General features: G+C 44.3%; 19 protein-coding genes. 10 read left to right on the top strand and 9 right to left on the bottom strand.

Annotation, left to right across the window (positions count from 1 at the left end; all coding sequences use genetic code 11):
• Nucleotides 1-174 precede the first annotated feature (174 nt).
• From L1077_RS19300 to L1077_RS19290, 3 genes are all read right to left on the bottom strand, one after another.
• The gene (locus L1077_RS19300; RefSeq protein WP_237138554.1) at nucleotides 175-348 is read right to left on the bottom strand and encodes a hypothetical protein; all 174 of its coding nucleotides are present in this window, start codon (nucleotides 346-348) and stop codon (nucleotides 175-177) included.
• Nucleotides 349-482: 134 nt separating this feature from the next.
• Complete coding sequence (locus tag L1077_RS19295) at nucleotides 483-1,136, bottom strand: XRE family transcriptional regulator (protein WP_237138553.1); 654 nt, start codon at nucleotides 1,134-1,136, stop codon at nucleotides 483-485.
• A gap of 172 nt (nucleotides 1,137-1,308) precedes the next feature.
• Nucleotides 1,309-1,455, bottom strand: coding sequence for a hypothetical protein (locus L1077_RS19290; protein ID WP_155731996.1), 147 nt, complete (start codon nucleotides 1,453-1,455; stop codon nucleotides 1,309-1,311).
• Nucleotides 1,456-1,700: 245 nt separating this feature from the next.
• Between L1077_RS19290 and L1077_RS19285 the strand changes: the two genes are divergently transcribed.
• The 3 genes from L1077_RS19285 to L1077_RS19275 all read left to right on the top strand — a co-directional run bounded on the left by L1077_RS19285 (nucleotide 1,701) and on the right by L1077_RS19275 (nucleotide 5,431).
• The gene (locus tag L1077_RS19285) at nucleotides 1,701-2,642 is read left to right on the top strand and encodes a class I SAM-dependent methyltransferase (RefSeq protein WP_237138552.1); all 942 of its coding nucleotides are present in this window, start codon (nucleotides 1,701-1,703) and stop codon (nucleotides 2,640-2,642) included.
• Nucleotides 2,643-2,719: 77 nt separating this feature from the next.
• Nucleotides 2,720-3,517 (top strand): substrate-binding periplasmic protein, encoded by a 798-nt coding sequence (locus L1077_RS19280; RefSeq protein ID WP_081216425.1) that lies wholly within the window; start codon nucleotides 2,720-2,722, stop codon nucleotides 3,515-3,517.
• A 294-nt stretch (nucleotides 3,518-3,811) separates the two neighbouring features.
• Nucleotides 3,812-5,431 (top strand): glycosyl hydrolase family 18 protein, encoded by a 1,620-nt coding sequence (locus L1077_RS19275; protein WP_237138551.1) that lies wholly within the window; start codon nucleotides 3,812-3,814, stop codon nucleotides 5,429-5,431.
• A gap of 76 nt (nucleotides 5,432-5,507) precedes the next feature.
• Here L1077_RS19275 and L1077_RS19270 read toward each other — a convergent pair whose 3' ends face one another.
• Nucleotides 5,508-6,824 (bottom strand): trypsin-like serine protease, encoded by a 1,317-nt coding sequence (locus tag L1077_RS19270; protein ID WP_237138550.1) that lies wholly within the window; start codon nucleotides 6,822-6,824, stop codon nucleotides 5,508-5,510.
• A gap of 366 nt (nucleotides 6,825-7,190) precedes the next feature.
• Between L1077_RS19270 and L1077_RS19265 the strand changes: the two genes are divergently transcribed.
• The gene (locus L1077_RS19265; protein ID WP_237138549.1) at nucleotides 7,191-8,156 is read left to right on the top strand and encodes a GlxA family transcriptional regulator; all 966 of its coding nucleotides are present in this window, start codon (nucleotides 7,191-7,193) and stop codon (nucleotides 8,154-8,156) included.
• The gene (locus L1077_RS19260) at nucleotides 8,153-9,124 is read left to right on the top strand and encodes a DJ-1/PfpI family protein (RefSeq protein WP_237138548.1); all 972 of its coding nucleotides are present in this window, start codon (nucleotides 8,153-8,155) and stop codon (nucleotides 9,122-9,124) included. Before L1077_RS19265 ends, L1077_RS19260 begins: the two co-directional genes overlap by 4 nt.
• Here L1077_RS19260 and L1077_RS19255 read toward each other — a convergent pair.
• Nucleotides 9,121-11,490 carry a family 20 glycosylhydrolase gene (locus tag L1077_RS19255; RefSeq protein ID WP_237138547.1) on the bottom strand — a complete coding sequence of 790 codons (2,370 nt, stop codon included), beginning with the start codon at nucleotides 11,488-11,490 and terminating at the stop codon, nucleotides 9,121-9,123. The two genes, L1077_RS19260 and L1077_RS19255, sit on opposite strands and share 4 nt — an antisense overlap.
• 97 nt (nucleotides 11,491-11,587) lie before the next feature.
• Nucleotides 11,588-12,394: an AraC family transcriptional regulator gene (locus L1077_RS19250; RefSeq protein ID WP_237138546.1), complete on the bottom strand. Its 807-nt coding sequence runs from the start codon at nucleotides 12,392-12,394 to the stop codon at nucleotides 11,588-11,590.
• A gap of 74 nt (nucleotides 12,395-12,468) precedes the next feature.
• On the opposite strand from L1077_RS19250, the gene L1077_RS19245 reads away from it, so the two are divergent.
• Entirely contained in the window at nucleotides 12,469-13,659 is a 1,191-nt protein-coding gene (locus tag L1077_RS19245; RefSeq protein ID WP_237138545.1) for an MFS transporter, read from the top strand.
• A gap of 67 nt (nucleotides 13,660-13,726) precedes the next feature.
• Here L1077_RS19245 and L1077_RS19240 read toward each other — a convergent pair whose 3' ends face one another.
• Nucleotides 13,727-15,787: a glycoside hydrolase family 97 protein gene (locus L1077_RS19240; RefSeq protein WP_237138544.1), complete on the bottom strand. Its 2,061-nt coding sequence runs from the start codon at nucleotides 15,785-15,787 to the stop codon at nucleotides 13,727-13,729.
• A 162-nt stretch (nucleotides 15,788-15,949) separates the two neighbouring features.
• Here L1077_RS19240 and L1077_RS19235 point away from each other — a divergent pair, with 162 nt between their 5' ends.
• Both L1077_RS19235 and L1077_RS19230 read left to right on the top strand, forming a co-directional pair.
• The gene (locus tag L1077_RS19235) at nucleotides 15,950-16,642 is read left to right on the top strand and encodes a methylamine utilization protein (RefSeq protein ID WP_237138543.1); all 693 of its coding nucleotides are present in this window, start codon (nucleotides 15,950-15,952) and stop codon (nucleotides 16,640-16,642) included.
• Complete coding sequence (locus L1077_RS19230; RefSeq protein ID WP_237138542.1) at nucleotides 16,635-17,894, top strand: hypothetical protein; 1,260 nt, start codon at nucleotides 16,635-16,637, stop codon at nucleotides 17,892-17,894. Before L1077_RS19235 ends, L1077_RS19230 begins: the two co-directional genes overlap by 8 nt.
• A gap of 34 nt (nucleotides 17,895-17,928) precedes the next feature.
• On the opposite strand, the gene sthA is transcribed toward L1077_RS19230, so the two are convergent.
• Nucleotides 17,929-19,365 (bottom strand): Si-specific NAD(P)(+) transhydrogenase, encoded by a 1,437-nt coding sequence (gene sthA, locus L1077_RS19225; protein WP_343222243.1) that lies wholly within the window; start codon nucleotides 19,363-19,365, stop codon nucleotides 17,929-17,931.
• Nucleotides 19,366-19,410: 45 nt separating this feature from the next.
• The gene (locus L1077_RS19220) at nucleotides 19,411-20,544 is read right to left on the bottom strand and encodes an acyl-CoA desaturase (RefSeq protein WP_063361617.1); all 1,134 of its coding nucleotides are present in this window, start codon (nucleotides 20,542-20,544) and stop codon (nucleotides 19,411-19,413) included.
• A 111-nt stretch (nucleotides 20,545-20,655) separates the two neighbouring features.
• Here L1077_RS19220 and fabR point away from each other — a divergent pair, with 111 nt between their 5' ends.
• Nucleotides 20,656-21,267 carry an HTH-type transcriptional repressor FabR gene (gene fabR / locus L1077_RS19215; RefSeq protein WP_237138541.1) on the top strand — a complete coding sequence of 204 codons (612 nt, stop codon included), beginning with the start codon at nucleotides 20,656-20,658 and terminating at the stop codon, nucleotides 21,265-21,267.
• 466 nt (nucleotides 21,268-21,733) lie between these two features.
• On the top strand, nucleotides 21,734-25,057 hold the full coding sequence (locus L1077_RS19210) for a M4 family metallopeptidase (protein ID WP_237138540.1): 3,324 nt from the start codon (nucleotides 21,734-21,736) through the stop codon (nucleotides 25,055-25,057).
• Nucleotides 25,058-25,110 lie beyond the last annotated feature (53 nt).

Here is a 25,110-nt window from a genome sequence, read left to right as displayed (position 1 = left end):
CACATCCATGTGCGTCAAACCCGTTGCAGAAATGCGACGGGTTTTTTCGTGCTAAATCGTCTCGAAAGTTGTAGAGGTCATGCACATTGATAAAGAGACGAATTAGCGCAAGGTGAAGGGAGCATCCTTCACAGGTTTTGCCCTTTACTCCTTTTAAATACATACAGTCCCTCATCAGAGGTCAAAACGGCTCATTTCACCTTGCGCAAAAGAAGCGAACTCGCTCCGCTCGCTGTCGTTGCATTTTGCACGATATTCACCTTGCGCAAAAAGAGCGCTCTCACTTCGTTCGTTGTCGCTAACCTTTTGCACTTTACTTGCAGAAAAATAATTTAAGCGGTTTGTCATTATATTGTTGCATTACACCATTGAGCCTTCACGTTTTAATATGGTGTTTTTATCAGAGGTGGAAGGGAGATAAGAAAAGGTGGCCTGTTATACAGCCACCAAAACGCCTTGGATGTGAAAATACGCGGGAGCTGTTACAAACTACGTCCACACCAAACAATGCGCCCAGCTATGCCGTGATGCTCTGCATTTTGGGAGTTGATTTGCCAGCTTGGATAATCAGGGTTATCACTGATCACTTCGATATGATCTGATTTTTGTTGAAGCCTCTTGGCCATCAAGCCATCTTGGGTTTGAATGATATAGACACCAGTCTTACTTGGTTGTTGTTGGCTTAAATCAACCAGTACCATATCGCCATGCTCTAAGGTCGGTCGCATACTATCACCACGTACAGAAACAAAAGCCAAGCGGTCGCTATGAACTCCTAGCTGTGATTGTAACCAACGTTTATTCAGCGCAAATTGCTCTGTGATGTCTTCTTGGCCATTAATGGCACCAAAGCCCGCACTGGCTTCTACGTCCAATTTAGGTACCACGAGTAGATCATCTTGATTATGTTGAGTAGGCGCATCAGTAGCTTGTTCACCGGTAAGTAACCAATTTAAATCCACGGAGAATAAACTGTATAAGTGTTCAAGGTATGCCATTGATGGGCGACCCAGCCCTTGGCAAATACGATAAATATGTGAGGGAGATTTACCAGTTAATTCGGCAAACTGACGTTTATTACCGCCAGAAAATTGCTCAACTAGGGTCACAAAACGGCGAGAAAATGCGGTACTCATGAACTTACTCTCAGTAGCAAAATAGTCAAAGAGTGAAGAGTACGCGTGCCACTTGTCGGTGTACAGTAAAATAATACGGGTAGCTAATATTTCAGCTTGTGATATGAAAAACCAAAAAAGTATATTAGTGCAGAAAAGGCGATATATAGTCGCCTTTTTCTCTTATTCGTAATTATTCAAACTTATCTTGGCAAGGCTGAGAACCAGGGCAAGTCCAAGTGCCTAAATAACCACCCGCAATGTGTGGAGTTTGCTTTGCATCGATAGGACGCTGGATCGAAAGAGATTTGACAGATTTTTTTGATAGCTTTAAACGCATGATGAAATTCCTGTTTTTATTTTTGGTGCTCAATTTAGCTTTCAAAGTATTTTTACATATTATTCTGCTAAATGGAGGGGATTGTTATGTGCTTCAATGCACAAATAGTAACCTACATTACCTTTCTAATAATGTAAATAATTTTTAACCATGTCGTAACTATTTGGATGTTCTTTCAATTCTCATTGGCAATCGAGCTGAGTTGAGTACAATTACATTTTGTTTCTTATCTTATCGATGTCGCTATGCAATTTGATTTTTCCCCCATTCAGCAAGTTTTTTCACAACTAACAGAACTCCCCAATGAGGCTGTACGCCTTTTTCACGGCAGAGGCCGCTGCTATCCATCGTTAGAACAGCTCTCTATTGATTTCTTGTCAGGTCAAATTATGTGCACTGTATTTAAGGAGCAGGGTGATGCTTGGATGGAAGGTCTTCGTGACTGCTTAAACACTTTGATCCATAGTGATGTTGCTCAAAAGCAACTTACATGTGTCTTCATCCAGCATAGGTACCGTGTAGATAACGCTGTAGAGATATTATTTGGTCGCCTTGATGAGCAAGTGGTAGTCACAGAAAACGGCTTAAAGTTTGAGTTATCACTTGGTAAAAAACAAAATACGGGATTGTTTTTTGATATGCGTAATGGCCGCGATTGGGTGAAGAAGCAAAGCGAAAACAAAAAAGTGCTTAATTTATTTGCCTACACTTGTGGCTTTTCAGTGGCTGCAGTGGCTGGCGGGGCCAAGCAGGTGGTTAACTTGGATATGGCAAAAGCGGCGCTGAATCAAGGCAGGCGTAATCATCAACTCAATGATCATGCATTAGACAATGTTTCTTTCTTAGGACATGACTTATTTAAATCTTGGGGTAAATTGCGCAAGTTTGGTCCGTATGATCTGGTGATCATTGACCCTCCGACATTTCAAAAGGGCAGTTTTGCACTGACGAAAGATTATCAGCGCATATTACGTAAACTTCCCGAGTTACTTTACCCTGGTGCAACAGTGCTTGCTTGTGTGAATGATCCTACAGTGCAAAGCCAGTTCTTAATTGATGAAATGCACAGGGAAGCGCCTTCGATGACGTTTATAGAGCGTCTTGAGAATCCGGCGGTATTTGAAGACATTGACCCGCAAGGCGGATTAAAGTGTTTAGTTTTTAGTAATGAACACGCTGTTTTATAGTAGCGTATTGATTAATCGAGAAAGACCTATTTTAGCAGCTACACTTAAATGATGATTGTGTAATTAGTTAGGCGTCTGTGCGAATATATTGCTTGATAAGTCTTGTTGCGCTGATAGCCAGTTGGCATGTATCGGCGGCTCAGCGCTCAGTGGATAAAATCAATTCAGTATGTGAAACCAACGCTAAAGTGGGAGTGGTTGCTGGCTGGCCTCCATTGACTAGCGTCACCGAAGAAGGTGTGGCGCAAGGCCTAGATATAGATATTGCTAAATTAGTATTCGAACGTGCAGGTATGTGTGTTGAGTTCGTTCGTTTGCCATCAGCTGCTCGCAGCTTTGCACAGTTAACAAAGGGCGTTGTCGATGTTGTGTTGATGGTCAGTTATACCTTTAAGCGTAAACAGTGGGGCTACTTTACCCAGCCTTATCGCACAGAAAGAATGCGGCTATTTTCCCTAAAACCGCCAGAGTCAGTATATTCTTTAATGGCTCTGCTCAGTTCAGAGGCAACAATTGGTTTGAGCATTGGCTCTTATTATGGGGAAGAGATTAAGTCTCTTGCCAATCAAGAACGATTTGGCAATCAATTTATTGGTATTTCAACCATTCAACGGCGCATTGAGTTGCTGGCTAAGCAGCGTGTTGATTTTATTATTGAAGATGAAATCGTTGGTAACTATCTTAGCCAAAAATGGAGTGATAAACCGATCTATATTTGGGACTATTCAGTCCATGATAATGAAGTGCACTTTTTATTGCGTAAAGATAAGTTCTCATCTTCACAACGCGTTCGTATTGATCAAGCGATTGATGAATTACATCTGCAAATATCACAATTGGTATCCCGTTACCGCCAACTCGGGCAAGCTAAATAATGTTATCCATAGTGCCACGCTTTCTGTGTACTTACGTAAATTGCACCGCAGCTTCTGGAAAGGCAATACACTTCCCTGATCTATGCTTGTTATATTATTCTTAATTCCTTTCATACCGTTTCTACTTCATAGCTTAGACCCGTGAAACATTACAATCTTTCAAGTTGTGAGTTGCAATCGGGTGTGGGTGATTTTTGTACAGTTTGTTACTCTGAAAGCGGGCGGGTTTAATATTGGATAACAGCCAGCCAGAGCTCGCCATCAAACGCTGGCTAACAACATGGAAATAAAGGTATGAAAACACTCAATTTAGCAGTCATGGCCGCATTAGGCCTCATCTGTGTGCCAACGATGGCACTGGACTGCAGTCAATTAAGCAAGTGGCAGTCAACAAAAGTGTATACAGGCGGTATGGAGGTACAGCATTTAGCTGCCAAATATACCGCAAAGTGGTGGACACAAAATCAAGACCCTGCGATGTATTCTGAGCCACAAAACGTATGGCGCAAGGAAGGGATCTGCGACCCTATTGGTGCGCCATTGCCTATTGTGAAGCTTGATGCACCATTGGATCAAAGCCGCCATATAATTGCTTCTCCAGTTGTCATTAACGCGACAGCGAGTCACCCAATGAATGTGCCAATCAAACATGTGGACTTCAAAGTCGATGATGTGGTCATTGCGACGGACAACACAGCACCTTATGAAGCAACATGGACAGCGACAGGCTTGGGCGAGCATGTGATCCAAGCTGAAGTTGTTGATGATGAAAATGGGCGGGCAAGCTCAGGCAAGCGTATTATTACGGTTGTCGCGGACGATGTTATTGTGCCTCCCAGTGGTTTTAAGATTGTAGGTTACTTTCCTAGCTGGCAAGGCCAAGTTGCCGATATTCAATTTGATAAGCTGACGCATATTAATTACTCCTTCTTACTGCCCAATGCTGATGGCTCATTACAACCACTTGAAAATCTTGCGAAGATGAAACAGCTAGTGAGTGCCGCGCAATCATCTGGCGTAAAAGTAGGGATTGCGGTAGGCGGTTGGAACGGCGGGGATGACAGTGCGTTTGAGACTTTTGCCAGCAGTGCACAAGGCCGTGCTACATTTATTCGCAATCTAATGGCTTTTGTTGAATTGCATCAGTTAGATGGCGTTGATATGGATTGGGAATATCCAGACCCTGGTAGCTCAGCCAATAATTATGCGCTGTTGATGAAAGAACTCAGTGTTGAGCTCAAAGCAAAAGGGAAGTTTTTAACCGCTGCAGTCGTTGCTTTAGGCTACACTGGGGGTGGTGTTTTGGAGTCGGTATTCCAAGATGTTGATTTCTTGAACTTGATGGCTTACGACGCAAATAATGCGGATCATGCGAGCTTTCAGTATGCATTGGACTCGATAGCATATTGGCAAGGCCGCGGGTTAAGTAAAGAGAAAACCGTTTTGGGTGTGCCTTTTTATTCTCGCCCGACATGGCAAGCTTACCGTACGCTTGTAGCACAAGATGCTGCCAATGCTTGTCGTGATACTGATGGCACCTCATATTACAATGGCATTCCAACAATACGTGCAAAAACTCAGTTAGCGCTTGATAGCGCAGGTGGCATCATGAATTGGGAGCTATCCCATGATACAAATGGGCCTGATTCTTTATTGACCGCTAAGTGGGAGGTTGCACAGGGCATTGCGCCAAGTTATCAGTGCGATGGCAGTGGTGGTCCGGATAAGCCAGCACAATGCGCGGATATTCAGGTCGATCCTAATCAATACGTTGTACACCCTGATTTTCCGAATGGCGACCATGCAGCTGCTGGTCAGCGTATTCGTCACCAAAGCAGCGTGTATGAAGCGAACTGGTGGACGCGCTCAGTACCTGGAAGTGACGGCAGTTGGCAGTTTGTCTGTCAGTATTGATGGCAACCTGAGAAGGTAATACGAAAAAAGCCGTGCACCCAGACGCACGGCTTTGATTGTCATGATAAATTTTTGCTTATTTAGTGCAAGTCGGATCCTTGCCGATTAGTTTCCAAGCGCCATAAAGACCTGATTCACTTGGGATATCGCCACGAGTCCAATACCTTGCTTCATATTCTGAACCTCGGTATGTGACGCGATCTGGTCTGACATACACGGTATTTGCATCCCATGTACCATTGCACACGTTGGAACCATCTGTTGCCGGAGCAAAAACACGCGCAACATAGGTGGTTGTGCTGCCGTCCACTTTAAAAGTTAACGTGGTTTGTGCAAGGCCTGGTGTTGCTGCGCTAAATTCAACGCTTACCTTACAATTTTGGTTTTGGGTGAGTGTACTTGCAGAGCACGTATCTACTGTAGTTACCAAGTTGCTCGTGACACCTAATGCAGCAACATTAAGCTGGTTAAAGGTAAATGTCGGGCTACCAGTATTGGTGATGGTAAAGGTATGCCTTACCGTATCACCAACAACAAAATCAGCCAGTGTCGTTTGCTCTTGATAGCCAACCTGTACCGGAACCGTCCCATTTTTGATTGACTCTATCCATTGGTCGTATACTGCCACATCCGCATACACACCATAGTTTTCTGGACGAGCACATCCTACACCCCAGCTTACTATGCCTAGTTGAACTGTTTGACCACCAGATTGAATTACAATTGGTCCGCCGCTGTCGCCGTTACATGAGTCTTTTTGACCCTGTGGGTAGCCTGCGCAGAATTCAGTGGCGCCAACGTTACTGTAATGACCGCCAGTTTGACGACATATCGCGTCAGAAACCAATGGAACATCTACTTCATATAAATTGGTTGGACGTGTACCGCCTTCTTGCAAGCGACCAAGTCCGGCTACAGTAAGTAAATCACCTTCACGTGCGTAATAATCTATAGAAGATTGTGCAAGTGTGACACTCGCGCCCTGTGTTGGCACTCGAGTTAGCTTTAATACAGCAATATCGTTGTGTAGTGTTGAATTATTATAGTTAGGGTGCATATGCACTTGCTCAACTGCAATGCGATCACCGTCATTGCCGCCAAGGATAAAGCCGGCGACCTTAACATTTAGTTCGCTCGCCGTTCTGTTACGCACACAGTGCGCAGCCGTTAGTACATAACCGTCACCGATGTAACTACCACCACAAAAAGCCGTGGTACCATTTGATCTGAGTATTTGTGTGTAAAACGGCCACTCAGTGGTATCCGCTGGGATACCGCCAACAATGTTGGGCTGAATATCATCGAGTGCTAGTGCGGGTAAACTGGCCACAATACCTGTGGCCAGCAGTGTGTGTCGCATTACACCTTTGATGAAGTGTGTTGTTCCTTTCATGTTGTACCTATGTTGTTCACTTGTTAGACAAATTTAAGATACAACTAAATGTTGCGATATGTATAAAAAATGTGATTGAAATGATTTCAATGGGTAACGTGTTATTTTTTATAAGCGTATGTCTTTAAAGTGATAAATTTCTATCTTTGATGAAATGTTTATATTTAATGTAAATATTAGTTTACTTTTTAAACATGCCTTAATTTGCAAAGTGATGACCAGAGTGCAGAGTCAGTAAGTATGAACATGAAGGCAACTTGCCTGATGTTACCTTTTATCGCTTCTTCCAAGTATGTCCTTTTTAGATAAGTTATAGTCATAAAAGACTTTTTGCAATGCGATATGCTTTTTCCTAGGAGGTGCCTTATGTCACACGTTGTGGGCTTTTTTATTTACGATGAATTTCAAACTGTTGATTTAGCGGGTCCACTAGATGCTTTTTCGACCGTGAATGATCTACTATCAAAAGAAGTATATAAGTTGGTCACGCTCGCGAATGACATTAGGCCAATTCGTGCTGAAAGTGGTTTGAAGACGTTAGCCGATGACACGATCACAAATTGTCAGACGCTTGATGTGTTGGTGATCATTGGCGGACGAGGATGCCAAAGTGTCATCAATGATCACGCCGTGATGGCACAGTTACGTAGACTGGCACAAAGCGCCAAGCGCATTGTGAGCATCTGTACAGGCGCATTTATTGTTGCAGCGCTTTGGCCCCAGCGTGCACTCACGTTGGCAACCCATTGGGATTTTTCGCAGCGGCTTGAGGCGCAATTTCCATGTGTGCAAGTGGTGTCCGATAAACTCTTTGTTCAAAGTGATGAAGTGTATTCTTCGGGCGGGCTTACAGCGGGTATTGATCTGGCTTTGAGCCTAATTGCAAAGGATCATGGCGCAGCGATGGCGCAACGCGTTGCACAATATATGGTGATGTATGTAAGGCGCAGCGGCGATCAACGACAGTATTCTAGTTTATTGAATGCGCAACAGACCTTGTCACAGCGCTTTCAAAGTGCCATCGAATTTGTACAAGACAATATCGATAAGCCGTTATCTGTTGAGATATTGGCTGAGCAAGTTGCGTTGAGCCCACGACATTTCCAGCGGGTTTTTACAGAGAAAATGGGGATATCCCCAATGCGCTTTGTACAAAGTCTAAGGTTGGAAAAAGCCAAGGGGTTATTGTGCACATCTGAGCTCTCGATAGCCCACATCAGCGTGTTGACAGGATTTGGCTCACCTCCGTTATTAACTCGAAAATTCACCCAAGCGTATGGCGTAACGCCGACCCAATATCGCGAAAATTTTACTGCAGAGGTTAACGAATGAAAAAAATAATCCTAGCATGGTTAATGTGTTTGTATTGTATAAAAGGGTCTGCCCACTCGACTGATGAAAATGCATTTCATGTCGGTGTCTTGTTATTTGAAGGTGCACAGGCCATTGATTTTGTGGGGCCCATAGAGGTGTTCGGTCAAGCAGGGTTTAGACTGACGACAGTAAGTAAGACGGGTAATGAAATCACCACAGCAATGGGGTTAAAGGTGACACCCGCGCAAAGTTTTGCAAACAACACAATGTTTGACGCGGTGCTTATTCCTGGCGGTAATATCAATGGTGCTTTGATCAATGATGAACAAGTACAAAATTGGATTAAGGCACAAAGCCGCGAGGCAGATTATGTGATGTCTGTGTGCAATGGCGCGTTCATTTTGGCCAATACAGGATTGCTGAATGGTCTTTATGCGACGACCATTGAAAAAGCGTTCGACAGTTTTGCACAGCAGTACCCTTTGGTAAAGTTGGCAACAGATCAAAAACTCACTGATAACGGTAAATTGCTCACTACGGCGGGGTTATCTTCTGGTATTGATGGAGCACTATCCTTGGTAGCAAAAGTGAATGGCATGCGTTCTGCGCGTAGTGTGGCGGCAAAAATTGAGTATGATTGGACGCCAAATGGGGGTTACATTCGCGGAAAAATGGCGGACCGCATACTGCCTGAGTTTAATGACTTACCAGAAAGTATCACTTTGGCGTCTCGTACTTTCCATTATGGCGATGAGCAAAATTGGTATAAAGGTTACACATTTGATTTAAAAAATACTCAATCTTCAGCGTTGTTCTCATGGCTCAACCAGCAAATGACCAATGCAGGATGGCAAGCGGCCAGCACAGAAGATACTCGCGCTTGGTCAAAGCAAGTAGGTGAAGCACAGTGGCTACTGCATATGAGCGTAAAACATCAAACAGGGTCACTGTACACGGCACAATTGACGCTCAATCGCCAAATTTAGTTTATCGAAGGCGTCGCGCCTTGTTGCATAAAGCAGCTATCTAATATGGATTCGGTTAAATGATTCACCGCTAAAATGAGCTCGCCGTAACGGTGAGTGTGTTGCCAAATCTCAGCACGCAGTGCATTGATATCAGCACTGCGTGATTGGTTTTGGCAGTACGTTAACACTTGCAGGCCAAGTTGAATGCTTTTTTGGTGTTGTGCCAGCATAGGCTGCAGTGCTGCCAAAGTACTTGATTGCGCAAATGTGGTCTTGAGTTTGGGGATATCCGCTAACCAACTTTGATACGCATTTTGCAGTGTTAAATAACGCGTTGGCGTGTCGTTTGTTTGCAAGTGCAGGTGCCACTGACGCAAATACAGGCTCTCTGCGGGGAGAAAATCAACTAAGGCAGCTAAGGGGGCGAGCTGGTGGTAGAGGTTTTGCTGATATTTGACATGATGGCGGGTGTAATACTGAGCTTGCTCGACCAGTTGGCTAAAGCGTTTGAGTGCGTCAACATCGCCTTGAACACTCAGTGCTGCAAGTCCCTGCTGGTGTTGAGCTTGATGTTTGAGGCCAATACGTTGAACAGCAAACTGGTCCAGTGTTTTTAAGCGCTGATACATCTGTTGCTCATCTTGTAAGCTTTGGGGTGACCAGAGTCGTTCAGCGATTGCATAGAGTCTTGGCCAAATTCTGAGATCAAGATTATAGGGCATAACCAACTCAGTCCATATGGTTGCCTCACCACCGAGTATGCGCTTGGCCGCCTCTGCATTAGACATGGTTGCAAATTGTGTAGGGTTTAGCTTAGGCACGTCAGATAGTGTGCTGATATCATGCTCATAGGGAGTATTTCCTATCAATATTTGGCTTTGTTCAGGTTGGTTTTTGACAAAACTAAAGCGCACAGGGCCCATCCAAGTATCAATGTCAAAACGAGTGACATTGGCGAGTGTTTCCAGTTGCTCTATTGCAATTAATTGACGGCCGTTGATGGCCACATAGCCAATTTGGTTGTTATTGTTATTCGCCGCTAACGCAAAGTGACCAGTGACTGGCGAGCCCTTGAGCCGAGTGATGGTAAATTGCCATGCCTGCCATTGTGCATCGTGATCGATGGCATCTTGTGTGATGGGTTTTTGTGGCATCGGATCATTGCGGTAGTGATAGCTGGTGTACTGAGGTTGGTCGATGTAAAAACCCGCAGACAGGACGCCTTTATGTCCTGCATTGGTTAATTGGGTTAGGGAGTCAAACCCGCGCCAAGATTGGATAACCACGGCATTGTTAAGCGCTGGTTGAAAGATCTCATCCCAGCCCATCAGCACTTTGTTGTGGGCGCTCAGTAGTGATTGCACTTTGAGGTTGAAGTGGTTGTGTAATGCAACGGCTGAATTGAGTCCCTGTGCTTGCATATACGCCAAAACCGCTTCGCTTTCTAGCCAATGATCAGGTTCCACTTCATCACCCCCGATATGTACGTAGGGATCAGGAAAAATAGCAGCAAGTTCCTCGATGATATGTTTAATGAATACGTTCGTATTGGGGTTACTGGGATCGAGTAAGGGTTTAAAAACACCCCAACCGCGCTCCATAGTATAGGGACCTGGCTTGGCCATGAATTCTGGGTAAGCCACAGCCAATGCAGAGGCGTGTCCGGGTAAATCAATCTCAGGAATTACACGGACCCCACGGACGCTGGCATAGGCAACTATCTCAGCCATTTCAGCTTGGGTGTAGTACTGATCATCGGAGGCGAGTTGTTGTAGTTTTGGGTAATTAACACTGGCAAAACGCCAGCCTTGATCATCGGTGAGGTGCCAATGCAAAACGTTGAGTTTGGCAGATACCATGCCGTCAATCTGGCGCTTAATATCATCGAGCGGGATAAAATGTCGAGCACTGTCGATCATTAATCCTCGCCATGCAAATCGAGGCGTATCATCAATGATCATCGCGGGGATCTGACTTGGAAACTGATAGGCTAATTGCCTGAGTGTTTGCAACGCATAGTTGATCCCCCAATATTGAGAAGCATGGATCTTGATGCCTTTGGGGGTGACGGCTAATTGATAACTTTCGTTTTGATTTATACTCGGGTGCAGTGCTGAAGTGCCCGTGATTTCAAAAATGATATCAGCTCGGCCCATCTTTTGCGTGAAGCGTATGTTACTGAAGGTATCTCTGAGTTGTCGCTTCAGATATTGGTTGCGTTGTTTTGATAAGTTTGGCAGGTATACACGCAATGGCATGCTGGCGTTAAATGTTCCTTCTTCTAATGTGATACTGTGCGGGTAGGGCATCAGATGCAAATTAGACTTGGCTGCCCAAGCAGGTAAGTGAAAAAAGCCAATGATGAGCAGTACAAAACGCAGCATATCTATTCCTTGCTTGGTTATCAGAACACCAGCGTGGTGGTTTTTTATCCATTTAAGTTACCAAAATCTGACAGAAAAGCACACTGTACTTTGGTGACTAGGCCTTTGTGTATTGTTTGGGTGGCACACCCAGTACTTTTTTAAATGCGGTATTAAATGCGCTGCTAGACTCAAACCCTAACTGCTGAGCAATGGCTTGTTGAGATTGTCCAGCGTTCAGCATTTCTACTGCGCGCAGTGCCCTGAGTTTTTGCTTCCATTGGCTAAATCCCATATCAAAGCTTTTGTGAAATAAGCGATTTAATGTGCGACTTGATGCGCCGACAGTTTGCCCCCATTGCTCCAACGTGAGTGGACTGCCTGGATTGGCGTAGAGCTCAGATACAATTGGGTGTAAGCGTGAGTCTTGGGCTCTGGGAATAAAAAAGTCGCTGGTGGGGGCCTGCTCTAGGCGATCGATAAAGACTTCGACAAAGCGCAGGGTTTTATCATCTAAAGTGTAATCATCAGACCAAGTACAGATCTCCAAAATCATGGCTTTTAATAACGGGTCGACAACCAAAGATTTAGCCTGACTACCCAGTACGCATTGATACTTTTGATCTATGTACACACTGCGAAAATGTCCGCCATAACGACAATAGGTTTCGTGTGCGACATTTGGTGGGATCCACAGTGCTTGCTGGGGTGGGATCACAAAGCTGCCTTGCGGTGTGAAAATGGTCATGACGCCGTCACTGATATAAGTGAGCTGCCCCCAATTATGGCTATGCTCTTCAACATGTTCCCACTCCGGCATGGTCGTGGCACGGGGAAATACCGGTCTGCCTAGCTGTGTGCGTTTAAAGCGAGACTGTACTTTTAGCCATGGCTGATTTGTCTGTTTTGATAAATTCTCTGTCATATTTTTGGATTTTGGCCAGCATTAATTGAGCATATACTAGACAGGCGTTTCACTCAATGTGCTTAGGATAGTAAATGGAAAAACAAGTATTTGGGCGGTTTACCCCCTCACCAATGAGCTTTTTAGTGTTAGCTACCATTGTTATGGCAATGGCATTTTCTGGTTGGACTGCCATGTTAAATAACTTTGCGGTGGAGGCGGCAGACTTCACTGGCGCAAACATGGGAATGTTGCAATCTTTACGAGAAATTCCCGGCTTTCTTGCCTTTACCGCGGTGTTTATCTTGTTGGTGTTAAAAGAGCAAACCTTTGCTTTGGTAAGCCTGTGTGTGTTGTCTATTGGGGTGGCTATCACCGGATTATTTCCGACTATCTATGGCTTATATGCCACCACAGTGCTGATGTCGATTGGCTTTCATTATTTCGAAACACTCAATCAATCATTGAGCTTGCAATGGTTTAAAAAAGATGAAGCTGCTGAGAAGTTAGGCAAGCTTTTATCTATTAAATCAATGGCTGCGCTGGGAACATTTGCGGTGATCTGGGTTGGTTTTACTTGGTTGCAAAGTGACTATGTATGGATGTACTTACTCATTGGTGGGGCAGGCCTTGCCGTGACGATATTTATGGCGATGACGCATCGACAGTTTGTGGCAGCGTCACCACAGAATAAAAAGCTTATATTGCGCAAAGAATACAGCCTGTATTATTTGCTGGTATTTTTCTCCGGCGCACGTCGACAAATTTTTATGGTGTTTGCAGGCTTTTTGATGGTCGAGAAGTTTGGCTATGACGTCGCAGAAATTACCGCGTTATATATGCTTAACCACGTCATTAATATCTTTTTGGCGCCAAAAATAGGCAGTTGGATAGGGCGCATTGGCGAGCAAAAAGCACTGACGGTTGAGTACATAGGTTTGATCCTAGTCTTTGTCGGGTATGCGCTGGTGGAGTCGGCACAGTTAGCGGCAGCGTTATATGTGGTAGACCATATTTTCTTTGCGATGGCCATTGCATTAAAGACGTATTTTCAGAAGATTGCGCGACCTGAAGACATTGCCGCAACGGCTGGGGTGAGCTTTACCATCAACCATATTGCCGCTGTAGTGATCCCTGCTAGCTTTGGTGTGGTGTGGTTATACGATCAATCATTGGTGTTTTATTTCGGTGCTGCACTGGCTGCATGTTCTTTGTTATTGAGTCAGTTTATCACCCCGCACTTACGTAAATTAAATGCCGCTGAAGCAGCTTCAAACAGTGCATGATTCAGGGTGTACAATGAGTACTGGCATGAGATGAAAAAAGAGCAGGAAGTCCTGCTCTTTTTGCACTTTAAAGGGCTTTAAAGCGAATTGCAGTGCCGCCGCTGGTGGCCAGTTGCAGTGTTAAACTGTCTTTGACGGTGACGATTTGCTTTTTGATGTCCAGTGCGTATGGGTTATCTTGCCAATTGGCACCTTTACCATCTTGATAAATGTGCGCTTCGTACCGAGTATCTGCTGCTAAAAAGTCGAGCTTCACATCAACTTTTCGTGCATGTTCATCTGTGATAGCACCCAAATACCAATCTTTACCTGTGTACTTGCCGCGAGCACGTTCTTGACGAGCAAATACCACGTAGTCTCCCACTTCACCGGCCAATGCGATACTCTGTTCCCAGTCCGTTGGTACATCCTTGATAAATTGAAATGCATCCGGTTTTGCGAGGTAATTTTCTGGTAAATCAGCCGCCATTTGCACAGGGCTGTATAACACTACGTATTGGGCAAGTTGTTTTGCAAGTGTGGTTTGCGGGCGGTTTGTTTTATCACCTAGGCCGTTAAAGCCCATGTCAAAAATACCTGGTGTAAAGTCCATTGGGCCCGACAGCATGCGTGTGAATGCCAGCATGGGAATGTGCTCTGGTGGGTTAGGTGGCGTACCCCATGCATTAAATTCTTGGCCGCGCGCGCCTTCGCGGGTCATCCAGTTTGGATAAGTACGACGCAACCCTGTGTCCTTGATGGGCTCATGGGTGTTAATGCTGAGCTTGTATTTTGCAGCAAGCTTGATGTTGTCTAGGTATTCATTGACCATAAACTGACCATCATGCCATTCAAACCGAGCATGGCCGCGCTCGTCGATACGTTTGATATTACCACCATCAGCGACGTAACCTGTTTTGATTTGGCTGACATTATTTTTTGCGTATAACGTAAATGCTGCATCCATTTGGTTGCGGTAGTTACTGACGTTGCCAGAAGTTTCGTGGTGACCAATGAGTTTTGCGCCAACTTTATCGGCATGGGCCTTGATAGCCTTAAAGTCAAAATCAGGATACGGCTGCGTGAAGCTAAATACATCACCATTATAGAACCAATCTCCGTCCCATCCGGTGTTCCAACCTTCAACTAACACACCATCAAAGCCATGCTCTGCGGCAAAGCTTAAATATTCCTTGGTGCGCTCTGTGGTGGCGCCATGTTTGTCGCCGCTGCCCCAAGTGTGTTTGCCGATATGCATGCCCCACCAAATCCCTGTATATTTACCCGGCTCAACCCAAGACACGTCACCGAGTTTGTTAGGCTCATTTAGGTTTAAGATTAGGTGCGAGTTCAATAAATCTTTGGCTTGTTCACCAACTTGAATGGTGCGCCATGGGGAATTAAAGCGGCCGTTGGTTTTCACCGCGATGCCATCAGACCATGGTGTTAAATCGCTAATGAAAGTACCCGGTCTGCGCTGATTCAGTGTCATACCGGCATAATCTACCAGTGCGGCTTCATGAATACTTAAGTGTATGCCGTGTTTGTTTTTAAATGTGAATGGCGTGTGCACATGGGCAGCATCATGCAGTGGCGTGGTATTGTAAGTGTATTCATAGCGGTTCCAGCCTCGCGCAGGGATCCACCATGCGGTGCTGTCGCCACTATCCGTAATGCTGAACTCAGTCAGTTCGCGGGTAATATATCTGGCTTCATCTTGATTGACTTCGTAACGAAACCCAAGGCCGTCATCAAAGACACGAATACGTACTCGATATTGCACCGCTTTGCTGTCTTTATCTGCAAAAGTAACCAGTAGTTCATTGTGGTGATCGACAATGTTTCTCGCTTCACCCCAAGGTTGCTGCCAAGTTTCATGATGCGATGTACGCTCAGCACTGCTGATATACAAGTTATTTCGCATTGATGGCGCCCTGGCAAAGTCAAACCCCAAAGTAGAAGGGTTGATCACTGTTTGACCTTTAAAGGCAACTTGATATCTTGGTTGAGTGTGGTCATCACTGATAGTAAAGGTAAGCTGTTGGTCAGGGGATGAGATGTTAAAGTTGGCAGCATACACAGTAGGTGAGAGTGTGAATAAACTGACCGTCAGGCCAACTGCTGAGCAAAATGAACTTGAATAGCGCATGTTTTTTTCCATATGGCAACGAGTGACTGTTAGCTTACGGGCTTAGTTTCAAGCTCTAAATGGTTTGCATACGTATTCAAAATTAAAATGCGATGAATGCATAATTTACGTCGTCCGGTCTATACTCAAATGAAAAACAAAGCCGGATAAGGATTGTGCTAGATGCATTTGACGCAGCAGGTAAATAGAGTAAATAAAAAGCGAGCAAGGTGGCTATATGGGCTCATGCTGAGTACTTGCTTGGTATCATCGTGGGTGTTGGCAAAGCCTATCACCGTGCAGGTGAAAGACGCTAAGGGAGAAGCGGTTAAAGATGCGGTGGTGTGGTTTGAAAGCAAGCAACTACCGATGTCTACCAATAAACTTCAACAAGCCTACAAAATGGGTCAAAAAGAGCGCGCTTTTACTCCACATATTTTGGTGGTGCCCAAAGGGGCTGAGGTATCTTTTCCCAACTACGACTCGATTTTGCATCACGTTTACTCGTTTTCTCCCGCACAACCGTTTGAATTTAAGCTGTATCGTGACAGCCCGCAATCTCTCAACTTTGGTAATACCGGCGTTGTTGAGCTGGGCTGTAATATTCATGATTGGATGTTGGGCTATATTCTGGTGGTAGACTCCAGCTATTTTGCGCTCACCAATGGACAGGGAGAAGCCACTATCGAGCTTCCAGATACTCCAATTGATAGTTTAACTATGCAAGTCTGGCATGAAGGGTTTGCCAATTTAGATAAACCTGAGAGCAAGACAATAACAGTATTACCTACTTCTAATTCTTTGATCTATCAACTTGACCAGTCGTTGTTTAAGCCCAAAGAAGACTTCTCAGATGAGTTTGATGATTATGAATAAAGTCACTTTAGATATGCTAGCTGCACCGTCAATGTGTTTACTGCTAGCCGGACTTATGAGTGTCCCGATACACACTTATGCTGCGCAGCATAAAGGGCAAATTCAAGCCAGTTGGCAATCAAGTAGTGCCTATCCGTCTTGGTATGCGTGGGGGGCATCGGTTAACCGCTTTGGGCAAGGGGATGATGGCGTCAATATTAGCAGAGCCCTACTCCAGTCTCGCTTTGAGTTGGGTGATAGTTGGGCTGCGCACAGCAGTGTGCAGTATGTGCCCGATCCTGAGGCAAAAGTTGGGTTTACGGAATTATTTGCAGAATACAAACCTGTGGTAGAGGGGGCCTATCAACCGCAAGTGCGTGTAGGTGGGTTTTACCCGAAAATGTCATTGGAGAATCCGGACATTGGCTGGTCTTCGCCATACAATTATGGTTACTCTGCGATCAATGCATGGCTTGGCGAAGAGCTTAGAGTGATAGGTGTCGAGGCCAGTATCAAGCGTAGCGGCAAGCGGTTAGCAAAACCGAGTTTACACAATTGGCAATGGGTTGCGGGGCTTTATAAGGGTAACGATCCCCTGGGTGCTGTGTTGGCATGGCGCGGGTTTGCACCACATGATAGGCAATCTGTTTTTAATGAAGTGCTGGCACTGCGTCCAACAGCGGGCTTTATGACACCGCAATTGAGCAAGCAAGCATGGCAAATAGAGCCATTCACTGAGATTGATGGCCGTTTTGGATATTATGTTGGGGCACATTGGAGCTATCAAAACCGGCATGACTTGCGGGCATATTGGTATGACAATAATGGTGATCCAGAAGTGCTTAATTATAAAACGGGCCAATATGCTTGGGATACCAAATTTTGGAGCTTAGCGTATAAGTACAAGATCACTAAGCAAACCCATGTGATTGCTCAAGCAATGGCGGGGAATACGGCGATGGGGTTTTCTCGCGGCGTAGATAATGACTTTGACAGTCAATTTATACTGCTGACACATCGCTGGCAGGCATTTAGGATCAGTGGTCGTATTGAGCAATTTAGAGTCCAAGACATGGACCACTGGGCGTTCGACCCTAACGAAAGTGACGGCGGGGCTGTGACAACGACAGCTAAGTGGCGTTATTCAAAGAGCTGGCGCTTTGGGGTTGAGTTTCAATACTTAGAGACAAAAGTGGCCAATCGTGCCGATGATAATTTGCCTACTCGTCAGCTAGAACACTTATGGCGACTCAGCGGGGAGTATCGCTTTTAATTTGCGGCTGAGGGGACAGCCGCTTTTTGACTGGTTAGTTACATAGCCTATTGAGACCATTGAGGGCCGCAACGCGATAGGCCTCTGCCATAGTTGGATAATTGAAGGTTGTATTGACAAAATACTCGACGTTATTGCCTTCGCCTTTTTGCTCCATAATGGCTTGACCGATGTGCACAATTTCAGAAGCACGTTCGCCAAAGCAGTGGATCCCCAAAATCTCTTTGGTCTTGCTATGGAATAGTATTTTCAAACTACCTACTTCAGTGCTGGCGATTTGTGCTCGTGCAAGGTGTTTAAACTGTGCTCTGCCGACTTCATAAGGGATTTTCGCTGCAGTCAGTTCTTGCTCTGTTTTACCAACGGAACTCATTTCTGGGATAGTATAAATCCCAGTTGGAATATCGGTGATCAAGCGCTCATCACATTGACCGTTTGCAATGGCATTGGCGGCAATACGCCCTTGGTCAAACGCCGCACTCGCAAGGCTTGGGTAACCGATGACATCGCCGACAGCATAAATATTGTCTACTTGCGTTTGATAGTACTCGTTAACACGCAATTGTCCGCGACTATCCGCTTTGAGACCAACAGTGCCTAGGTTCAAACTATCAGTATTACCTGTTCGACCATTGGCCCATAAAATACAATCGGCTTTTACTTTTTTACCAGACTGGAGGTGCAAAATGACGCCTTTGTCACTGGTTTCTACTTTGGCAAACTCTTCGTTGTGGCGGATCACGATGCCACTGTTCCAAAAGTGATAACTTAGTGCGTCTGAGATTTCATCATCCATAAAAGAGAGCAATCTATCTCGTGTATTGATCAAGTCAACTTTCGCGCCAAGACCTTTAAAAATGGATGCGTATTCACAGCCGATCACCCCAGCACCGTACACGATGACGCGTTGAGGATTGTGCTCAAGGCCAAGAATGGTATCACTGTCGTAGACGCGTGGATGATCAAAGTCGATTTCAGGCGGACGGTAAGGTCTAGAACCTGTGGCAATGACAATGGTTTTCGCTGTGAGCACATCTTGAGAACCATCAAGGTGCGTTACGCGCACGGTATTGGCATCAACAAAGCTGGCTTCACCTTGGTAAAGATGAATGCGATTGCGATCATAAAAGCTTGAACGCAGTGAGGACTGCTTGCCAATCACATCACTGGCATGATTTAAAATATCTTGAAACGTCAAGCGTTTTGGGCGCTCAGTAAAGCGATATAAAGGATTGGCTTTGTATTCGATAAGGCGACTGACTGAGTGTCTGAGTGCTTTGGAAGGAATAGTCCCCCAGTGAACGCAGCCACCGCCCACAGATGTTTGCTTTTCTATGACTGCGACTTTGCGCTGGCTTTTTGATAAGTTCATTGCAGCGCCTTCACCACCTGGACCTGTGCCGATGATTATGGCGTCATATTGATAAGATTGTGAGGGTTGCTCGCTGGGTGTGTCTTTGGATTTAGTCACGGCCTCGCCTTACTTGCTAATTGGGGAGGCCGATAAGGGGGCGGGTTAGCTCGCTGCGCCTTTTAACAGCCTCGAGTTTAATGCCAACCATGCTTGTTTTTGTGAGTGCCACGCTTGCTCTAATTCAGAGTATTGTTTGTGTAGCGCGGATTGTTCACACTGTTCTAAAACGGCATGTTTTTTAGCTTCGAGTAATTGCCTTTGAATTGCACAAAAGTTCTGTAACTTTTTCAAAAGCAAATCATATTCTTGTTGTAACAATGTAAGCTTATCTTGTGCTAAAGGCAATTTTGCAAGGGTAACTTTCGTTTTATTCAACAAGGTTTCCGCTTTGGCTTTTTCAATACGCTCCACCGGTGTACGCTTTAACTTACTGGCAAGGCCAAAGAATGACAGAGCACGGATCATCCATTTCGTTGGGTCGTAATGATACCAGCGGATCCCATTACGGTAGTCACTTGCAAAAATATGGTGGAAGTTGTGATAGCCTTCACCATAAGTTAGTAACGCCAAGAAGCCATTGTCACGGGCTGTATTTTTCTCTGTGTAAGGGCGGCTGCCCCAAATATGTGCCAGTGAGTTGATGAAAAATGTAAAGTGTTGCGATAGCACTAAACGTAGTACACCGGCTAATAGCAACATGCCAAATACATCGCCCAGTGCCAGTCCAAGCAGTAATGGGATACCAATATTAGTCAGTAGTACGAGTTTTAAATAATGTTTGTGCTGCCACATTACGATTTTGTTACGTTGCAAGTCGCGCGCATTGTTGTAATCACCATAGCTTTCCCCTTGGTAATCACGCAGCATCCAGCCAATATGGCTGTACCAGAACCCACGGGTAGCGGCATAAGGGTCTTTGACAGGGTCATCTACTTGGCCATGGTGTACGCGGTGATCACTACTCCAATGAAGAATACTATTTTGCAAAGCAAAGGCTCCGCCCAGCGCAAAAAATACTTGGATCACAGGATGTGTTTCATAGGCCTTGTGTGCCCAAAGGCGGTGGTAACCTGCGGTAATAGACATGCCAGCGTAAAACATGCAGGCAATGAATGCTAGCCAATGGGTGAGGGTATAACCATATTCAAACCCGTACCAAGGCACCAAGGTCACGGCAGCTAAAAAAGACAGACTAAAGAAGATGACATTAGTCCAAATAATCGGCGGTTTTTTCATTTTTTAAAATCTCAGCGTACACTTGTACGCTAAAATAGTATTTCATTCTTGCGCCGTCAAGTATTAGACTGCGCAATTAGCAGATTGGGGTAAATAAATTAGGGGTCATTCATGTCAGGTGTGCGCGCACAACAAAAACAAAAAACTCGACAAGCACTGATAGAAGCAGCGTTTAATCAGCTCAGTGCTGAGCATAGTTTTTCTAATTTGAGTCTACGTGAAGTGGCCCGTGAAGCGGGGATTGCGCCAACTTCGTTTTATCGTCATTTCAAAGATATGAATGAGTTGGGCTTGACGCTGGTGGATGAAGCTGGCCTCACTTTAAGGCAATTAATGCGACAAGCAAGGCGGCGTATTGCCAGTGGTGGCAGTGTAATTGATACCTCTGTGCAAACTTTTATGGAATTTATTGAGACGTCAAGTAACCAATTTCGATTACTCTTAAGAGAACGTTCCGGTACTTCCCCTGCATTTCGTGCAGCTGTCGCCAGAGAAATAAAACATTTTATCTTAGAGTTAGCTCATTATCTTGAGTCAGAAACCAAAGTGGACCCTCATCATGCTTACATGCAGGCAGAAGCCATGGTGACCTTAGTATTTAGCTCTGGTGCGGAAGCACTTGATCAAGACCAGCAGCAGCGAGCAGAGTTGACTGCGCGTTTAATATGGCAACTTAGGTATATAGCAAAAGGTGCTGCGGGTTATCAAAAAAACAGTATCTAGTGCCATTCTTTAAAGCAACGGTATAATCGCAGTGTGCCCAATGGTTTTATGACAAATTAGTGGGCCGATGCTTTATTGCTAATTTGACCTCTAATTAGGTTCTTAAGTTACCAACCTATTTTGACAGATAGTTAAACTAATACACTTCATTCACGATTAATACCGATCCTATTCTTACAATCCTTATTGCTGCAATATTGAGTTTTTTAATTGTTTATAATGTCTAATCATTGTTTCTTCATAGGGTACGTATTTTTGTTGTATTTTTTACCCAATAATAGCCATTAAAGTATATTTATTGTTAATTTTATTTTTATTAATTTTTAATGTCTGTGTGTTTTTACTAATTTTTGATGCAATTACTCTATACAATTGTAAATAGCTGTAGTATAAAATATGATCAAAACAACTTGAATAATGTTACATAGTTAACATTCTGCTCACTACAATTAAAAGGATAGATTGTATGAAACGTGTAGGTGTTTTGCTTGGCTTATCGACTGTCTTGTTACCAGTATGTGGTGCATTGGCGTCAGTAGAGTCAACGTCACTCTATAATAAGCAGCATCTTTGGCATGAAATTGAACAAGCTGTATCAACTCAAGGTCAGGTCGAGCATATTGCGAGTCAGCAACAAAAAGAAACCACCATTGAATATCGCTCTGTCAAGACAGTGGGTACCAAGACAGTTTATGAACACTATCAAGCGTTTTATGCAGATTTGCCGATTTTAGATAGTAACTTGGTAATTGCACGCAATCTTGATGGGTCTATCCGCCAAACGATGGGTAAATTGATCCGTGGTGATGTATCCGGAACCATTTCCCTTTATCACAACATGACGCAAGTTGCTTTGCAGCAAGCTATTGGGCAACTAGATTTGATGCGAAAGGCGACGAAGTTAGAGATCCAAAAAGCTTTTAAGCTGCAAGATCAGCAGTTACTGCCTGTTATCAAGGTGGAAGCTCAGTTTAAAGATCGCAGTGAAACAGTGTTACTCAATGCACAAAATCTTGTCGTCATATCTCAGCAAGATAATACTTTATATGCGTTTAAACCCAGCTCTCTAGTCGACAATGGCTATCAAGCAGGCGGCGGTATTGGCGGTAGTTATAAGCTAGGCGCAATCTGTTATTCCCCTAGCCCAAATAGCATGCAAAATTGTACGGGTTATCAGTTCGATAGTTCCTCTCCGGTCGGGCAGGAATTGTTATTTTCAGATTTAGATCCCAACGCAATTTTTGCGGAGTTTAATGGTTACCCTTACATCATCAGAAAAGAGCAAAATAACTGTGTCTTAGATAATCCTTATGTGACGACTTATGACGCAAAAGTGTCAGAAGTCGAACCTGTTTCATATGCTTGTTTGCAAAATAATGAAAACTTTAATAAAGCAGACATCGATTCTACCTATAGCACTTATTACAGCTACAGTGCTGCAAACGAAGCGCATTTTAACGGCGGCTTAGTGATGCAGTATTTCCATAAAAATCTCAAACAGCTTTTTCCTGCGCAAACGAAAGATTGCGCAGCAGATGGGTATTGCATTAAACCATTATTACAAAAAGTAAATAAGCATACGATTTTGGGCTCAAATTACGCGTCTTGGGATGGCACTTACGCGAATTATGGCCCTGGAAACGGTGGCTATGAGTTTTATTCTCTGACAGGGCTGGGTATTGTTGCCCATGAAGCTGCTCATGCTATAACACAATGGAATGCTGATCTGGGTAATAATGACATTGACCGCGCAATCAATGAGGGGCTATCAGATATTAGTGCCATCGCTGCGCTTGATTATTTCCAACATACTTCAAGCGGCGCATATACTCAGTCTCAACCATTCGCAGATTTATTTTTTGAATTGCCAGGCCAGTATACAAATAACCGAAAGTGGTGGTATGGCTGGGATGTGATGGCAATAGATGCACCGGCACGTTATTTTGAATTGCCTTCATGGGATGGGCGCAGCATCGATCACTGGAAAGATTTTACTAGCACAAAAACCGGCCATGATAATGGCGGTGTGTTAAGAAAAGCTTTCTATGAGCTTGTTAAAACTCATGGCTGGACAATTCAACAAGCCTATCAGTTATTTTTGCGCGCGAATGTGAGCCAGTGCTTATTCTCAGGGATGTCGATGAATGAGTTCGGTTTTTGTCTTTTAGATCAAGCTGATCATGTGAGTGTTGGCAACAAGACTGCGGCAGTTATTGGTGCGAATATTTCCGATAGTTTGGCTGGGGTAGGTATTTCGACAGGGATTGGCTTGTCAACGCTAGATGCGGATACTTGGTTGAATTATAACACCGCCAACTATGATTTAAGTCGTTTAGACAGCAAATCAATTGACGTCATTGAGGTAAACTGGGGCGATGGTCAAGCAGAAGTCTGGCGCCGTAGCGATAATACTGCGATTGCGCCATTTTTGAAGCGTAAAAAAGTCCTATCAGAAGACCAGCTCATTCGCTTTTCACTGGATGTGACAACGTGGGATGGGATGTCACGCAGTGCGTTTAATCATTTTTATACTCGTCCTGCACAGACTTGTGCGCCGTATACGAATGCCAATATACAGCACAGTACTTCAATGTCATTTGGTGGGCACACTATCAATAATTTACCGGCAGGATATACCGCACAATTTGACGCACCACGTGCACTGGCAAAAGATCGCGAGTATACGATGAATTTCTCGAAGGATTTAAGCGGCAAGCTCATCTCAATATTTTTTGATTACAACAAAAATGGATTGATTGAAAGTGAAGAGGAAGTGATCCGTAATCAAAAAATTACTGGGAGCTCGACATCGTTTAAAATCAATCAAAAGGCCACTGCTGGCCTCGGTGTTATGCGCGTTGCAATCACAACCAGTGAGTACGACTATTATATTTGGGATGGATGTGGTGTCGTTGACAACGGGCAAGTACTGGATGTGATGCTAGATATAGATTCTAAAGCACTGCCGCTGGTTGCTGATTTTGATATCCAAATTTTGGATAATAATCGAGTTAAGTTCATCAACAAATCTCAAGGAAACTCGGATAAGCAAATTCAGTATTTGTGGAGTTTTGGATTTGATAACAAAACCAGTACATCAAAAGAGCCAGGTACAATTACATACCCAACAGAAGGTGGCACCTATACCTTATCTTTGGACGTTCGTTATGCTGATGGTAGTGAATCAGATACTCAGGTGCAGCAAATAACTTTATCTGAAGTAAACACATGCCCTGCAAAAATTAGTCATAGTGATAATGCTGGTGTGTTTTATATCGATGAAATTAAGTTATTTAGATACTCGACAGAGCTGGCTACTTTGGATGATGCCCAAGGTTATAACTCACAAGGATACAGTCAGTTCATAGCTGCCAACTTTGAAGCGAAGCGCAATTCGAATTTAAGTGTTGAAATAGCGACCAACTTGATCCCGCGCACAACCGCAGAACGATTATTAGATAACAGCGATCGCGGCGTACGTTTGACTGTTTGGCTTGATGAAAACAGAGATGGTAAGTTTGAAGAATCAGAAGCCAGCCTAGACTCTGATCCTAACTTTAATTACTGGCTAGATAACAGTCAGTGCCGTTCCATGTCTGGGCAAGAATACTGCCGTATTAAAGCGACTAAATCCCTGTCGCTACCCTATGTCTCTTGGCTGACAAGGTCAAGAAACTTCTACGTACGTGCGAAACTAGAAGAGTACCCCAAGCACGACTATAAGCTGGACTCATGTAACGTGTTCGATTATGGCGAAATACATGATTTCCGTATCAAAGTGAAATATTAATTAATAACCGCTCGCAGTCATGTAGGCAAAGGTTCCTTTGCCTACGAGCTACC

Source organism: Pseudoalteromonas luteoviolacea (assembly GCF_021654285.1).
In the GTDB taxonomy this organism is placed as follows: Bacteria; Pseudomonadota; Gammaproteobacteria; order Enterobacterales; family Alteromonadaceae; genus Pseudoalteromonas; species Pseudoalteromonas luteoviolacea_J.
Note: the sequence above shows the minus strand (reverse complement) of the source record. Positions and strands in the feature narration are given on the sequence as shown.

Coding starts and splice junctions, on each gene's coding strand:
- L1077_RS19300 (WP_237138554.1), bottom strand. CDS start 348: ATGACAAACCGCTTAAATTATTTTTCTGCAAGTAAAGTGCAAAAGGTT.
- L1077_RS19295 (WP_237138553.1), bottom strand. CDS start 1,136: ATGAGTACCGCATTTTCTCGCCGTTTTGTGACCCTAGTTGAGCAATTT.
- L1077_RS19290 (WP_155731996.1), bottom strand. CDS start 1,455: ATGCGTTTAAAGCTATCAAAAAAATCTGTCAAATCTCTTTCGATCCAG.
- L1077_RS19285 (WP_237138552.1), top strand. CDS start 1,701: ATGCAATTTGATTTTTCCCCCATTCAGCAAGTTTTTTCACAACTAACA.
- L1077_RS19275 (WP_237138551.1), top strand. CDS start 3,812: ATGAAAACACTCAATTTAGCAGTCATGGCCGCATTAGGCCTCATCTGT.
- L1077_RS19270 (WP_237138550.1), bottom strand. CDS start 6,824: ATGAAAGGAACAACACACTTCATCAAAGGTGTAATGCGACACACACTG.
- L1077_RS19265 (WP_237138549.1), top strand. CDS start 7,191: ATGTCACACGTTGTGGGCTTTTTTATTTACGATGAATTTCAAACTGTT.
- L1077_RS19260 (WP_237138548.1), top strand. CDS start 8,153: ATGAAAAAAATAATCCTAGCATGGTTAATGTGTTTGTATTGTATAAAA.
- L1077_RS19255 (WP_237138547.1), bottom strand. CDS start 11,490: ATGCTGCGTTTTGTACTGCTCATCATTGGCTTTTTTCACTTACCTGCT.
- L1077_RS19250 (WP_237138546.1), bottom strand. CDS start 12,394: ATGACAGAGAATTTATCAAAACAGACAAATCAGCCATGGCTAAAAGTA.
- L1077_RS19245 (WP_237138545.1), top strand. CDS start 12,469: ATGGAAAAACAAGTATTTGGGCGGTTTACCCCCTCACCAATGAGCTTT.
- L1077_RS19240 (WP_237138544.1), bottom strand. CDS start 15,787: ATGCGCTATTCAAGTTCATTTTGCTCAGCAGTTGGCCTGACGGTCAGT.
- L1077_RS19235 (WP_237138543.1), top strand. CDS start 15,950: ATGCATTTGACGCAGCAGGTAAATAGAGTAAATAAAAAGCGAGCAAGG.
- L1077_RS19230 (WP_237138542.1), top strand. CDS start 16,635: ATGAATAAAGTCACTTTAGATATGCTAGCTGCACCGTCAATGTGTTTA.
- L1077_RS19220 (WP_063361617.1), bottom strand. CDS start 20,544: ATGAAAAAACCGCCGATTATTTGGACTAATGTCATCTTCTTTAGTCTG.
- fabR (WP_237138541.1), top strand. CDS start 20,656: ATGTCAGGTGTGCGCGCACAACAAAAACAAAAAACTCGACAAGCACTG.
- L1077_RS19210 (WP_237138540.1), top strand. CDS start 21,734: ATGAAACGTGTAGGTGTTTTGCTTGGCTTATCGACTGTCTTGTTACCA.